Source organism: Plantactinospora sp. B6F1, assembly GCF_040120695.1.
Lineage (GTDB): Bacteria > Actinomycetota > Actinomycetes > Mycobacteriales > Micromonosporaceae > Plantactinospora.
Map to the genome: position 1 here is coordinate 148,276 of NZ_JBEEAC010000006.1, position 13,918 is coordinate 162,193.

Here is a 13,918-nt window from a genome sequence, read left to right on the forward strand (position 1 = left end):
CGGAGGCTGGGCATGAACCGGCGGCGAGCGGCGATCCTGGTCCTGGAGGACGGCCGGACCTTCCGCGGTGAGGCGTACGGCAGCGTGGGGGAGACCTTCGGCGAGGCGGTCTTCAACACCGGGATGACCGGTTACCAGGAGACGCTGACCGACCCGTCGTACCACCGCCAGGTGGTGGTGCAGACCGCACCGCACATCGGCAACACCGGGGTGAACGCCGAGGACGACGAGTCCGGCCGGATCTGGGTGGCCGGGTACGTCGTCCGGGACCCGGCCCGGATCGGCTCGAACTGGCGGGCCACCGGTGCCCTGGAGGACCGGCTCGCCACCGAGGGCGTGGTCGGGATCGCCGGGGTGGACACCCGGGCACTCACCCGGCACCTGCGGGAGCGCGGGGCGATGCGGGTCGGGGTCTCCAGCCTGACCGATGACCCGGTGGAGCTGCTGGCCCGGGTCCGCGAGACGCCGAGGATGGAGGGGGCCGACCTCTCCGCCGAGGTGACCACCGCGCGACCGTACGTGGTGCCGGCCGAGGGGGAGCACCGGTTCACGGTGGCCGCGCTCGACCTGGGGATCAAGCGGAACGTGCCGCGCCGGCTCGCCGCACGGGGGGTCACCACGCACGTGCTGCCGGCCTCGTCGAGCATCGAGGACCTGCTGGCCACCGGCGCCGACGCGGTCTTCTTCTCACCCGGCCCGGGCGACCCGGCCACCGCCGACCATCCGGCCGGGCTGGCCCGCGAGGTGATGCGCCGGCAGATCCCGCTGTTCGGGATCTGCTTCGGCAGCCAGATCCTCGGCCGGGCGCTCGGCTTCGGCACCTACAAGCTGGGGTACGGTCACCGGGGCATCAACCAGCCGGTGCTGGACCGGGCCACCGGCAAGGTCGAGGTGACCAGCCACAACCACGGCTTCGCGGTCGCCTGGCCGGGCCGCGAACAGGGGCTCAGTGCGGTCGCCTGGCCGGGCCGCGAACAGGGGCTCAGTGCGGTCGACGCGCCGCTGAACGAGGTGATCGACACCGACTTCGGCGGGGTCGAGGTGAGCCATGTCTGCCTGAACGACAACGTGGTCGAGGGGCTGCGGGCGAAGGACGTACCCGCGTTCACCGTGCAGTACCACCCGGAGGCGGCGGCCGGTCCGCGCGACGCGGACTACCTCTTCGACCGCTTCATGGAACTGATCGAGAAGAAGGGCTCCTGATGCCCAGGCGGACAGACCTCAAGCACGTCCTGGTGATCGGCTCGGGGCCGATCGTGATCGGTCAGGCCTGCGAGTTCGACTACTCCGGCACCCAGGCATGCCGGGTGCTGCGCGCCGAGGGGCTGCGGGTCAGCCTGGTCAACTCCAACCCGGCGACCATCATGACCGACCCGGAGTTCGCCGACGCCACCTACGTCGAGCCGATCACCCCGGAGTTCGTCGAGCTGGTCATCGCCAGGGAGCGGCCGGACGCGTTGCTGCCCACCCTGGGCGGCCAGACCGCGCTGAACACCGCCGTGGCGCTGCACGAGTCCGGGGTGCTCGCCAAGTACGGCGTCGAGCTGATCGGTGCCGACATCGACGCCATCCGGCGCGGCGAGGACCGGCAGCTCTTCAAGGAGATCGTCGCCAAGGCCGGCGGCGAGACCCCACGCAGCCGGGTCTGCCACTCGATGGACGAGGTTCGGGCCACCGTCGCCGACCTGGGCCTGCCGGTGGTGATCCGGCCGTCGTTCACGATGGGTGGCCTCGGCTCCGGGATGGCGCACACCGACGAGGACCTGGAGCGGATCGCCGGGGCGGGACTCGCCGCCAGCCCGGTGCACGAGGTACTCATCGAGGAGAGCGTGCTCGGCTGGAAGGAGTACGAGCTCGAACTGATGCGGGACCGGCACGACAACGTGGTGGTGGTCTGCTCGATCGAGAACGTCGACCCGATGGGCGTGCACACCGGGGACAGCGTCACCGTCGCACCCGCGATGACGCTGACCGACCGGGAGTACCAGCGGCTGCGCGACCTCGGCATCGCGGTGCTCCGCGAGGTCGGGGTGGACACCGGCGGCTGCAACATCCAGTTCGCGGTCAACCCGCGCGACGGCCGGCTGGTCGTGATCGAGATGAACCCCCGGGTCTCCCGCTCCTCCGCGCTGGCCTCCAAGGCGACCGGCTTCCCGATCGCCAAGATCGCCGCGAAGCTGGCCGTCGGCTACACCCTGGACGAGATTCCGAACGACATCACGTGCAAGACCCCGGCCGCGTTCGAGCCGACCCTCGACTACGTGGTGGTGAAGATCCCCCGGTTCGCCTTCGAGAAGTTCCCGGCCGCCGACCGGGAACTCACCACCACGATGAAGTCGGTCGGCGAGGCGATGAGTCTGGGCCGGAACTTCTCCGAGGCGCTGAACAAGGCGATGCGCTCGATGGAGACGAAGGAGGGCGGGTTCTGGACCGTGCCGGACCCGGCCGGCGCGACCCTGGAGAACACCCTCGCGGCGCTGGGTACCCCGCACGACGGGCGGCTCTACAGCGTCGAGCGGGCGCTGCGGCTCGGCGCCTCGGTGGCGCAGGTGTCGGAGGCCTCCGGCGGGATCGACCCGTGGTTCCTGGACCAGATCGCCGGGCTGGTCGAGCTGCGCGCCGAGATCGTCGCCGCCGCCGTACTCGACGAGGAGCTGCTGCGTCGGGCGAAGCGGGCCGGGATCTCCGACCGGCAGCTCGCCGCGCTCCGCCCGGAGCTGGCCGCCGAGGACGGGGTACGGACGCTCCGGCACCGGCTCGGGGTACGCCCGGTCTACAAGACCGTGGACACCTGCGCCGCCGAGTTCGCCGCCGGTACGCCGTACCACTACAGCAGTTACGACGAGGAGACCGAGGTCGCCCCCTCGGCCAGGCCCAAGGTGCTGATCCTGGGCTCCGGGCCGAACCGGATCGGCCAGGGGATCGAGTTCGACTACTCCTGCGTGCACGCGGTACAGGCGCTGCGGAGCGCGCCGTTGGGCTCGGCCGCCGCGTCCGGTTCCGGCGCCGAGGGCGCCGGCTACGAGACGGTGATGGTCAACTGCAATCCGGAGACCGTCTCCACCGACTACGACACGGCCGACCGGCTCTACTTCGAACCGCTGACCTTCGAGGACGTGCTGGAGGTCTGGCACGCCGAGGAGAGTTCCGGCAGGGCGGCCGGCGGGCCGGGCGTGGTCGGGGTGATCGTCCAGCTCGGCGGGCAGACCCCGCTGGGCCTGGCGCAGCGGCTCAAGGACGCCGGGGTGCCGATCGTCGGTACCAGCCCGGAGTCGATCCACCTGGCCGAGGAGCGGGGCGCGTTCGGCGCGCTGCTGGACCGGGCCGGGTTGCGCTCCCCGGCGCACGGCACCGCCACCTCGTACGACGAGGCGCACGCGATCGCCGCCGAGATCGGCTATCCGGTGCTGGTACGGCCGTCGTACGTGCTCGGCGGGCGGGGCATGGAGATCGTCTACGACGACGAGACGCTGCGCGGGTACATCGCCCGGGCCACCGACATCTCCCCGAACCATCCGGTGCTGGTGGACCGCTTCCTCGACGACGCGATCGAGATCGACGTGGACGCGCTCTGCGACGCCGACGGAGAGGTCTACGTCGGCGGGGTGATGGAGCACATCGAGGAGGCCGGGATCCACTCCGGTGACTCGGCCTGCGCGCTGCCGCCGATCACCCTGGCCAGCTCGCACCTGGCGGCGGTACGCCACTACACCGTGCAGATCGCCCGGGGGATCGGCGTACGCGGCCTGCTCAACGTGCAGTACGCGCTGAAGGACGACACCCTCTACGTGCTGGAGGCGAATCCCCGGGCGTCCCGGACCGTGCCGTTCGTCTCCAAGGCGACGGCCGTGCCGCTGGCCAAGGCGGCCGCCCGGATCATGCTCGGCGCCACCATCGCCGAGCTGCGCGCCGAGCGGCTGCTCCCGCCGACCGGCGACGGCACGACCACCCCCGTCGACGCGCCGGTGGCGGTGAAGGAGGCGGTGCTGCCGTTCACGCGTTTCCGCACCCCGACCGGTAAGGGCATCGACTCGCTGCTCGGTCCGGAGATGAAGTCCACCGGCGAGGTGATGGGCATCGACACCGCCTTTGGGCACGCCTTCGCCAAGTCGCAGGCGGCGGCGTACGGTTCGCTGCCGATCCGGGGCAGGATCTTCGTCTCGGTGGCCAACCGGGACAAGCGCGGCATGATCTTCCCGGTCAAGCGCCTCGCCGACCTCGGCTTCGAGATCGTCGCCACCACCGGCACCGGTGAGGTGCTGCGCCGGCACGGCATCTCCTGCCAGCTGATCCGCAAGCACTACGAGGAGGGCGCCGACTCGCCGGACGCGGTGTCGCTGATTGCGGCCGGCGAGGTGGACCTGGTGATCAACACCCCGCAGGGTTCCGGGGCGAGTGCCCGCTCCGACGGGTACGAGATCCGCAGCGCGGCGGTCGGCGCCGGCATCCCGTGCATCACCACCGTGCCCGGTGCGGCGGCGGCGGTGATGGGGATCGAGGCGCTGATCCGGGGCGACATGGCGGTCCGGCCGTTGCAGGAGTTGCACGCGGCGCTGCGGGCCGGCGAGTGAGTACGCCGACGACGACGGCGGAGCCGGGCCGGGGTACGGCGGGCGGGGCAGGGGTGTTCGACCGGATCGTCCGGCCGGCGCTGTTCCGGCTCGGCGGCGGGGACGCCGAGACCGCGCACGAGTGGACGCTGCGCCGGCTCGCCGGGCTGTCCCGCTCTCCGGCCGCGCTCGCGGTGTTGCGGGCCCGGTACGCCGTCTCCGCCCCGCGCACCGTCTTCGGGGTCAGGTTCCCCAATCCGGTGGGGCTGGCCGCCGGGATGGACAAGGACGGCGCCGCGCTGCCGGCCTGGCCGGCGCTGGGCTTCGGCTTTGTCGAGGTGGGTACGGTCACCGCGCACCCGCAGCCGGGCAATCCCCGACCGAGGCTGTTCCGGCTGCCGGAGAGCGCGGCGGTGATCAACAGGATGGGCTTCAACAACGCCGGGGCGGAGGCGCTGGCCGCCCGGCTGGCCGCGCTGCGCCGGCCGCTGGGGGTGCCGCTCGGCATATCGCTCGGCAAGTCCAAGATCACCGCGTTGGACGACGCGGTCGCCGACTACCTGGCCTCGTACCGGGCGCTGGCGCCGTATGGCGACTACTTCGCGGTGAACGTCTCCTCGCCGAACACGCCCGGATTGCGGGCGCTCCAGGACCGGGCGCACCTCGACGCGCTGCTGACCGCCCTGGTGGGGGAGAAGCCGATCCTGGTCAAGATCGCCCCGGATCTGACCGAGGCCGCCATCGCCGAGGTGCTCCAGGTCTGCCTCGACCGGGGCGCCGCCGGGGTGATCGCCACCAACACCACGCTGGGCCGGGACGGGATCGCCGGGTCCGACGCGCACCGGGCCGGCGAGGCGGGCGGGCTCTCCGGGCGGCCGCTGACCGCGCGTACCCGGGCGGTGGTCTCGTTCGTGCACGCCGAGACGGACGGTGCGCTGCCGGTGGTCGGGGTGGGCGGCATCCTCGACCCGGCGGACGGCACCGCGCTGCTGGACGCCGGAGCCAGCCTCGTGCAGCTCTACACCGGCTTCGTCTACCGGGGGCCGGGACTGGTCCGCGCGGTGGCCCGGGCGGCAGGGCCGTGAGCGCCGGGGCCGGGCGAGGGTCGGCGGGGCGTCGGACGCCGGAGGAGTCGGAGGGGTATCGGACGCCGGAGGAGATCGTCGCGGCCGACCGGGCACACGTCTGGCACCCGTACGCCCCGATGCCGGCCGGCGTCGACCCCTACCTGGTGTCCGGCGCCGAGGGGGTCCGGCTGCGCCTGGCCGACGGCCGGGAACTCGTCGACGGCATGTCGTCGTGGTGGGCGGCGATCCACGGGTACCGGCATCCGGTGCTGGACGCCGCCGTCACCGACCAGCTCGGCCGGATGAGTCACGTGATGTTCGGCGGGCTCACCCACGAGCCCGCCGTCCGGCTGGCCGGCACCCTGGTGGAGATCACCCCGCCCGGCCTGGAGCACGTCTTCCTCTGCGACTCCGGTTCGGTCTCCGTCGAGGTGGCGATCAAGATGGCGGTGCAGTACCAGCGCGGCCGGGGGCGGCCTCGGCGGCACCGGCTGGCCACCTGGCGGGGCGGCTACCACGGGGACACCTTCCATCCGATGAGCGTCTGCGACCCGGTCGGCGGGATGCACTCGCTCTGGACCGGCGTGCTGCCCCGGCAGGTCTTCGCCGACCTTCCGCCGCCCGGCTTCACCGCCCCGGTCGACCCTGGGTACGCGACCGCGCTCGCCGACGCGCTGCACCGGCACGCCGGTGAACTCGCCGCGGTGATCGTCGAGCCGGTGGTGCAGGGTGCCGGTGGGATGCGCTTCCACAACCCGGAGTACCTGCGGCTGCTCCGCGACCTCTGCACCGAGCACGACATCGTGCTGATCTTCGACGAGATCGCCACCGGCTTCGGCCGGACCGGCGCGCTCTTCGCGGCGGAGCACGCCCGGGTGACCCCGGACGTGATGTGTCTGGGCAAGGCGCTCACCGGTGGCTACCTGAGCCTGGCGGCCACGCTCTGCACCCCCGCGGTCGCCGAGGGCATCTCCGCGACCGGGGTGCTGGCGCACGGCCCCACCTTCATGGGGAACCCGCTTGCCTGTGCGGTCGCAAACGCCTCCATCGGGCTGCTGGAGGCCGGAAACTGGGCGGCGGACGTGTCGAGGATCTCCGCCGCCCTCTCGGCCGGCCTGGCGCCGTTACGGGGCGCTGCCGGGGTGGCCGACGTGCGGGTGCTGGGCGCGATCGGCGTGGTGCAGCTCGACCACGACGTGAAGATGTCGGTGGCGACCGAGGCCGCGGCGGCGCACGGGGTCTGGCTGCGTCCGTTCCGGAATCTGATCTACACCATGCCGCCGTACCTGACCGGGGACGACGACCTGGCCCGGATCTGTACGGCGATCGGCGCGGCCGCCGCGGCCGGCTGACCGGGACGCGGTGACGTCTCCGGCGGAGAGGAGAGGCGAAATGGAGACCTTCGGGAGTCGGCTGCACCGGGCGATGGCGCAGCGCGGGCCGCTCTGCGTCGGCATCGACCCCCATCCCGGGCTGCTGGCCCGGTGGGGCCTGACCGACGACGTCGACGGGCTGGCCCGGTTCAGCCAGACCGTGGTCGAGGCGCTCGGCGACCGGGTCGCGGTGGTCAAGCCGCAGTCGGCGTTTTTCGAGCGGTTCGGCGCGCGGGGCGTCGCCGTACTTGAGTCAATTATCCGACAGTTGCGGGGCGCGGGTGCGCTCGTTCTGCTTGACGTCAAGCGCGGCGACATCGGCTCCACGGTCGCCGCGTACGCCGACGCGTACCTGGATCCATCCAGCCCGATGTATGTCGACGCGGTCACCGCGAGCCCCTTCCTGGGGGTCGGCTCGCTCGCCCCGATGTTCGACACAGCGCGCAAGCACGGCGGCGGCGTCTTCGTGTTGGCGCTCACCTCGAACCCCGAGGGCGCCAGCGTCCAGCGCGCCGTCGGCGCGGACGGGCGCACCGTCGCGCAGACGATCATTGAAGAGATTTCGCAGCTCAACGCGGGTGCGGAGCCGCTCGGTAGCTTCGGGTTGGTGGTCGGCGCCACCGTCGGCGAGACCGGGCACGACCTCTCCGGGGTGGGCGGTCCACTGCTCGCGCCGGGCCTCGGCGCGCAGGGCGGACGCGCCGACGACCTGCGTACCGTCTTCGGCGGTGAGCTCCGTCGGGTGCTTCCGTCGTACTCCCGGGAGGTGCTCGGGGCGGGTCCCGATCCGGCCGCGCTGCGCGCCGCCGCGGAGCGGGCGCTGGCCGATTGTCGGGCCGCGCTGACCGCTGCCGGTCAGTGATCTCTCGGTTACGCTGACATGATCATGGCGCGCCCACGTTGCCGAAACCTTCGTTGGCCGCTAGTTTTCCCCGCGCTGGGAACCACATACCCCTTTGGTTGCCAGGCACACCACGTTTCACAGATGCGACGGCGCGTCCCGCCCGTCGCGATAGGGACCTGAGGAGAACTGGTGCCGCTCCCCCAACTGAGCCCCGAACAGCGCGCAGCCGCGCTGGAGAAGGCCGCGGAGATCCGCAAGGCCCGGGCGAAGCTCAAGGAAGAGCTCAAGCAGGGCAAGACCAACCTCGCCACCGTCCTCGACCGTGCGGAGTCGGACGACGTTGTCGGCAAGCTGAAGGTGTCGGCCGTACTTCAGGCCATGCCGGGAATCGGCAAGATCCGGGCCACCCAGATCATGGAGAAGCTCAAGATTGCCGAGAGCCGTCGCCTCCGTGGCCTCGGTGAGCAGCAGCGCAAGGCACTGCTTGGAGAATTCTCGGCGAACTAGTTCCACCCGCCGTGTAGAAACAAGCAGTGGGTACGCATGACGATGTCCGCCCAGCGGCTCGTCTCACGGTCCTTGCCGGTCCCGCCGGGGCCGGCAAGGACAGCGTGACGGAACTCGTCCGGGCCCGGTCGCCCCAATTGTGGCTCCCGGTTCCGGTCACCACCCGCCCGGCGGGGCGGTACGAGATCGACGGGGTGCACTACCACTTCGTCGCCCCGGCCGAATTCCGCCGGCTGCTCGACGACGGGCAGCTGCTGGAGTGGTCGCAGATCGGCGTCCATCGGTACGGGACGGCCGGCGAGCCGGTACGGACCCGGTTGTCGGCCGGTCGACCGGTGCTGCTCCCGATCGACCTGCGCGGGGCGTGCCAGGTGCGGGCGGCGATGCCACAGGCCCGGCTGGTCTACCTCGCCCCGACCTGGTCCGATGCCCGCGCGGCCGGTCGGGAATTCGACGCGGCGGTCGTGAACGACGTACTCGGGCGCGCTGCGGACGAACTGGTAAGCTTGCTCGGTTCGTCCTTCCTGACACCGACCTGATCTGATACCGACCTGATCTGACACAGACCTGAGGCAATGCCGACGCGGGCAACCCGATCCGGGCTACCAACCGGTCCGGGCCAGCGCGGCGAGCACGGCCGACGCGGTCGACGCGGATCCGGGTCGGGCACGACCCGAAGCCAACTCCGAGCCGACCGCCGCGCCCGGCGGTCGAGAAGACACCGAGGTTTATCTCCGTGGGATCCATCGCCAGTCCCGAAGGCATCACCAACCCGCCGATCGACGAGCTGCTCGAGAAGACCACCTCGAAGTACGCGCTGGTGATCTTCGCCGCCAAGCGCGCCCGCCAGGTGAACGCCTACTACAGCCAGCTCGGCGAGGGCCTGCTGGAGTACGTCGGCCCGCTGGTGGAGACCACTCCGCAGGAGAAGCCGCTCTCGATCGCGATGCGGGAGATCAACGCCGGTCTGCTCACCGCCGAGCCGACCGACCAGCCGTAGGGTCGTCCGGGCATCGGCGATGACCGCGGTCGTACTCGGGGTGGGCGGTGGGATCGCCGCCTACAAGGCCTGTGAGCTGCTCCGGCTCTTCACCGAGTCGGGGCATCGGGTCCGGGTCGTGCCGACCGCCTCCGCGCTGCGCTTCGTCGGCGCGCCGACCTGGGCGGCGCTGAGCGGGCAACCGGTCGCCGACGACGTCTGGGCCGAGGTGCACGAGGTGCCGCACGTCCGGCTCGGTCAGGCCGCCGACCTGGTGGTCGTCGCCCCGGCAACGGCCGATCTGCTGGCCAGGGCCGCGCACGGTCTCGCCGACGACCTGCTCACCAACACCCTGCTGACCGCCCGCTGCCCGGTGGTGCTGGCTCCGGCGATGCACACCGAGATGTGGGAGCACCCGGCGACGGTGGAGAACGTCGCGGTGCTGCGTCGCCGGGGTGTCCTGGTGATCGAGCCGGCGAGTGGCCGGCTGACCGGCGTCGACACCGGCAAGGGTCGGCTGCCCGACCCGGCCGAGATCTTCGCGGTGGCCCGCCGGGTGCTCGCCCGTGGCGTCGCCGAACCCCGGGACCTGACGGGTCGCCGGGTGGTGGTCACGGCCGGCGGCACCCGCGAGCCGCTGGACCCGGTGCGGTTCCTCGGCAACCGGTCGTCGGGCAAGCAGGGCTACGCGTTCGCCCGGACGGCGGTGGCCCGGGGCGCCCGGGTGACGGTGGTCGCCGCGAACGTGTCGCTGCCGGACCCGGCCGGGGCGGACGTGGTCCGGGTCTCCACCACGGAGGAGCTGCGCAAGGCCACCCTGGAGGCGGCCGGGACGGCCGACGTGGTGGTGATGGCGGCGGCTCCGGCGGACTTCCGGCCGGCGACGTACGCCACCGACAAGATCAAGAAGTCGGGCGGGGACGGCGCGCTCACCGTCGAGCTGGTGGCCAACCCCGACATCGCCGCCGAGCTGGGCGAACGTCGACGGCCGGAGCAGGTGCTGGTCGCCTTCGCCGCCGAGACCAGCAACGCCGAGGCGAACGCCCGGGCCAAGTTGGCCCGCAAGCGGGCCGACCTGATCGTGGTCAACGAGGTGGGGCCGGACCGGGTGTTCGGTGCCGACACCAACGTCGCGGTAGTGCTCGGTGCTGACGGTTCGACGACAGCGTTTCCCGAGCAATCCAAGGAAGATCTCGCCGACGGCGTCTGGGATCTGGTAGTAACGCGCTTAACCGGCCTGTCATGACCGGCAGGCACGCTTTCCGGTGATGGGTCATCAGGCGGTCGTGACTACACTGCCGCGTCAACTGAATTCGAGATCTTTAGGAGCACCGTGGTACGTCGCTTGTTCACCTCGGAGTCGGTCACGGAAGGCCACCCGGACAAGATCGCTGACCAGATCAGCGACGGAATCCTCGACGCGCTGCTGGACCAGGATCCGCGTAGCAGGGTCGCGGTCGAAACTCTCATCACGACCGGCCAGGTGCACGTCGCGGGCGAGGTGACCACGAAGGCGTACGCCGACATTCCGGCGATCGTCCGCGGAACGATCCTCGACATCGGCTACGACTCGTCGAAGAAGGGCTTCGACGGCGCGTCGTGCGGTGTCAGCGTGTCGATCGGTTCGCAGTCGCCGGACATCGCGCAGGGGGTGGACAGCGCCATCGAGCTGCGCTCCGGCTCGTCGGAGAGCGCGCTGGACGCCCAGGGCGCCGGCGACCAGGGCATGATGTTCGGCTTCGCCTGCTCCGAGACGCCGGAGCTGATGCCGCTGCCGATCGCCCTGGCGCACCGGCTCGCCCGGCGGCTCTCCGCCACCCGCAAGGACGGCACGATTCCGTACCTGCGGCCGGACGGCAAGACCCAGGTCACCATCGAGTACGACGGGCTGCGCCCCGTCCGGCTCGACACGGTGGTGGTCTCCAGCCAGCACGCCGCGGACATCTCGCTGGAGTCGCTGCTCACCCCGGACATCCGCGAGCACGTCATCGCGCCGGAGCTGGAGGAGCTGGGCCTCGACATCGACGGGTACCGGCTGCTGGTCAACCCCACCGGCCGGTTCGAGATCGGTGGCCCGATGGGTGACGCCGGGCTGACCGGTCGCAAGATCATCGTCGACACCTACGGCGGGTACGCCCGGCACGGCGGTGGGGCGTTCTCCGGCAAGGACCCGTCCAAGGTCGACCGTTCGGCCGCGTACGCGACCCGCTGGGTGGCGAAGAACGTGGTGGCCGCCGGGCTGGCCGAGCGCTGCGAGGTCCAGGTCGCGTACGCGATCGGCAAGGCGCACCCGGTGAGCCTCTTCATCGAGACCTTCGGCACCGAGAACGTGCCGGTGGACCGGATCGAACGGGCGGTCGGCGAGGTCTTCGACCTCCGCCCGGCGGCGATCATCCGGGACCTGCACCTGCTCCGTCCGATCTACCGGCAGACCGCCGCCTACGGCCACTTCGGCCGCGAGCTACCCGACCTGACCTGGGAGAACACGGACCGCGCCGCCGACCTCAAGTCGGCCGCGGGAGCCTGACCACCGGTAAGCGCAGCGACCGGCAGCCCGCACCCGGGCTGCCGGTCGCTCGCGTCTGCGTTGATGTGCCGCTGGCCCACCTGGACCGGCCCTTCGACTATCTGGTCCCGGCCGAGCTGGCCGACCAGGCCCGGCCGGGCACCCGGATCCGGGTGCGCTTCGCCGGCCAGTTGGTCGACGGCTGGCTGCTGGATCGGGCCGAGCTCTCCGCACACGACGGTCGGCTGAGCTACCTGGAGCGACTGGTCTCGCCCGAGCCGGTGCTGACCCCGGAGGTCGCCCGGCTGGCCCGGGTGGTCGCCGACCGGTACGCCGGCAACCTCGCCGACGTGCTGCGGCTGGCCATCCCGCCCCGGCACGCCCGGGTCGAGCGCGAACCCGCGCCGGCCGCCGAGCAGACCGGTCCCGGGCCGTCGTCGGCGGCGCCGGCCGAGGAGGAGGGCTGGCGGACCTATCCGGCCGGCCCGGGATTCCTGCGGGCCCTGGCCGAGGGGAGGGCGCCCCGGGCGGTCTGGTCGGCGCTGCCCGGCGAGGACTGGGCAGCCCGGTTCGCCGAGGCGGCCGAGGCGACCGTACGCGGTGGCCGTGGCGTGGTGGCGGTGGTGGCCGACGCCCGGGACCTGGACCGGCTCGACGCCGCGCTGACCGGGCGGCTCGGCACCGGTCGGCACGTGGCGCTCTCGGCGGCGCTCGGGCCGGCCCGGCGCTACCGGGCGTTCCTGGCCGCCTCGCGGGGGCGGGTACCGGTGGTGATCGGTACCCGGGCCGCGATGTTCGCCCCGGTCGTCGACCTCGGACTGGTGGCGATCTGGGACGACGGGGACGACCTGCACGCCGAGCCCCGGGCGCCGTACCCGCACGCCCGGGAGGTGCTGCTGACCAGGGCGCAGCTCGGTGACGCGGCGGTGCTGCTCGGCGGGTACGCCCGGACCGCCGAGTCGCGGCTGCTGGTCGAGACCGGCTGGGCGAGGGAGATCACGGCCGACCGGTCGACGCTGCGGGCGCGTACCCCGAGGATCACCCCGACCGGCGATGACCCCCAGCTGGCCCGGGATCCCGCCGCGGCCTCGGCTCGGCTGCCGAGCCTGGCCTGGGACGCGGCCCGGGCGGCGCTGAAGGCCGACGCGCCGGTACTGGTCCAGGTGCCCCGGCGGGGCTACCTGCCGGCGGTGGCCTGCGCGCAGTGCCGGGCGCCGGCCCGGTGCCCACACTGCTCCGGTCCGCTCGCCCTGCGTTCGGCCAGCGCCGTTCCCGCCTGCCGGTGGTGCGCCCGGGTGGCCGCCGGGTACGCCTGCGGGCAGTGCGGCGGGCGGCGGCTCCGGGCGGCGGTGGTGGGTGCCCGGCGTACCGCAGAGGAGCTCGGCCGGGCCTTTCCCGGCGTGCCGGTGCGGACCTCGGGCCGGGAGGAGGTGCTGCGGGCCGTGCCCGGCGACGCGGGCCTGGTGATCGCGACGCCGGGCGCCGAGCCGGTGGCCGAGGGCGGTTACGGCGCGGTGCTGCTGCTGGATTCCTGGGCGCTGCTGACCCGGGCTGACCTGCGCTCGGCTGAGGAGGCCCTGCGTCGTTGGCTCGCGGCGGCGGCGTTGGCCCGGCCCGGTTCCGCCGGCGGCCGGGTGGTGGTGGTCGCGGACGGGTCGTTGGCGCCGGTGCAGGCGCTGCTGCGCTGGGATCCGGGCTGGTTCGCCGGCCGGGAGCTGGCCGAGCGGCGGGAACTGGGCTTCCCACCGGCCGCCCGGATGGCCAGCCTGACCGGGGTGGCGGCGGCGGTGGCGGAGTTCCTCGACGAGGCCCGGCTGCCGCCGGCCGCCGAGGTGCTCGGTCCGGTGCCGGCCGCGGACGGGCAGGAGCGGATGCTGGTCCGGGTGCCCCGGTCCCAGGCCGCGGCACTGGCCGAGGCCCTGCACGAGGCGGCCGCGCTCCGGACGGCCCGTAAGGCCGGCCAGCCGGTGCGGATCCAGGTCGATCCGCAGGACATCTTCTGACAGGGTGCCGCCGGAGGCCGACACGGAGGGTTGTTTCGGCTACGGTCCGGAATGGGTATCCGAGGGTTGACGCACGCCGAGTCCGACCT

General features: G+C 72.6%; 11 protein-coding genes. All 11 read left to right on the forward strand.

The features are described 5' to 3' along the window. Nucleotides 1-12 precede the first annotated feature (12 nt). Entirely contained in the window at nucleotides 13-1,203 is a 1,191-nt protein-coding gene (gene carA / locus ABNF97_RS11380; protein ID WP_349338496.1) for a glutamine-hydrolyzing carbamoyl-phosphate synthase small subunit, read from the forward strand. Further along, the gene (gene carB, locus ABNF97_RS11385; protein ID WP_349338497.1) at nucleotides 1,203-4,571 is read left to right on the forward strand and encodes a carbamoyl-phosphate synthase large subunit; all 3,369 of its coding nucleotides are present in this window, start codon (nucleotides 1,203-1,205) and stop codon (nucleotides 4,569-4,571) included. Before carA ends, carB begins: the two co-directional genes overlap by 1 nt. A gap of 53 nt (nucleotides 4,572-4,624) precedes the next feature. Then, nucleotides 4,625-5,635, forward strand: coding sequence for a quinone-dependent dihydroorotate dehydrogenase (locus tag ABNF97_RS11390; RefSeq protein ID WP_349338570.1), 1,011 nt, complete (start codon nucleotides 4,625-4,627; stop codon nucleotides 5,633-5,635). 74 nt (nucleotides 5,636-5,709) lie between these two features. After that, nucleotides 5,710-6,969: an adenosylmethionine--8-amino-7-oxononanoate transaminase gene (locus tag ABNF97_RS11395; protein ID WP_349338571.1), complete on the forward strand. Its 1,260-nt coding sequence runs from the start codon at nucleotides 5,710-5,712 to the stop codon at nucleotides 6,967-6,969. Between the two features lie 40 nt (nucleotides 6,970-7,009). Beyond that, nucleotides 7,010-7,852 (forward strand): orotidine-5'-phosphate decarboxylase, encoded by an 843-nt coding sequence (gene pyrF, locus ABNF97_RS11400; protein ID WP_349338498.1) that lies wholly within the window; start codon nucleotides 7,010-7,012, stop codon nucleotides 7,850-7,852. A gap of 171 nt (nucleotides 7,853-8,023) precedes the next feature. Then, nucleotides 8,024-8,341, forward strand: coding sequence for an integration host factor, actinobacterial type (gene mihF, locus ABNF97_RS11405; RefSeq protein ID WP_130460290.1), 318 nt, complete (start codon nucleotides 8,024-8,026; stop codon nucleotides 8,339-8,341). Nucleotides 8,342-8,367: 26 nt separating this feature from the next. Beyond that, nucleotides 8,368-8,880, forward strand: coding sequence for a nucleoside/nucleotide kinase family protein (locus tag ABNF97_RS11410; protein WP_130460289.1), 513 nt, complete (start codon nucleotides 8,368-8,370; stop codon nucleotides 8,878-8,880). Nucleotides 8,881-9,077: 197 nt separating this feature from the next. Further along, nucleotides 9,078-9,341 (forward strand): DNA-directed RNA polymerase subunit omega, encoded by a 264-nt coding sequence (rpoZ, locus tag ABNF97_RS11415; protein ID WP_101366725.1) that lies wholly within the window; start codon nucleotides 9,078-9,080, stop codon nucleotides 9,339-9,341. Nucleotides 9,342-9,360: 19 nt separating this feature from the next. Further along, on the forward strand, nucleotides 9,361-10,566 hold the full coding sequence (gene coaBC / locus ABNF97_RS11420; RefSeq protein WP_130460288.1) for a bifunctional phosphopantothenoylcysteine decarboxylase/phosphopantothenate--cysteine ligase CoaBC: 1,206 nt from the start codon (nucleotides 9,361-9,363) through the stop codon (nucleotides 10,564-10,566). 87 nt (nucleotides 10,567-10,653) lie between these two features. After that, the gene (gene metK / locus ABNF97_RS11425; protein WP_130460287.1) at nucleotides 10,654-11,847 is read left to right on the forward strand and encodes a methionine adenosyltransferase; all 1,194 of its coding nucleotides are present in this window, start codon (nucleotides 10,654-10,656) and stop codon (nucleotides 11,845-11,847) included. A gap of 38 nt (nucleotides 11,848-11,885) precedes the next feature. Further along, nucleotides 11,886-13,829 (forward strand): primosomal protein N', encoded by a 1,944-nt coding sequence (locus ABNF97_RS11430; protein WP_349338572.1) that lies wholly within the window; start codon nucleotides 11,886-11,888, stop codon nucleotides 13,827-13,829. Nucleotides 13,830-13,918: the final 89 nt, after the last annotated feature.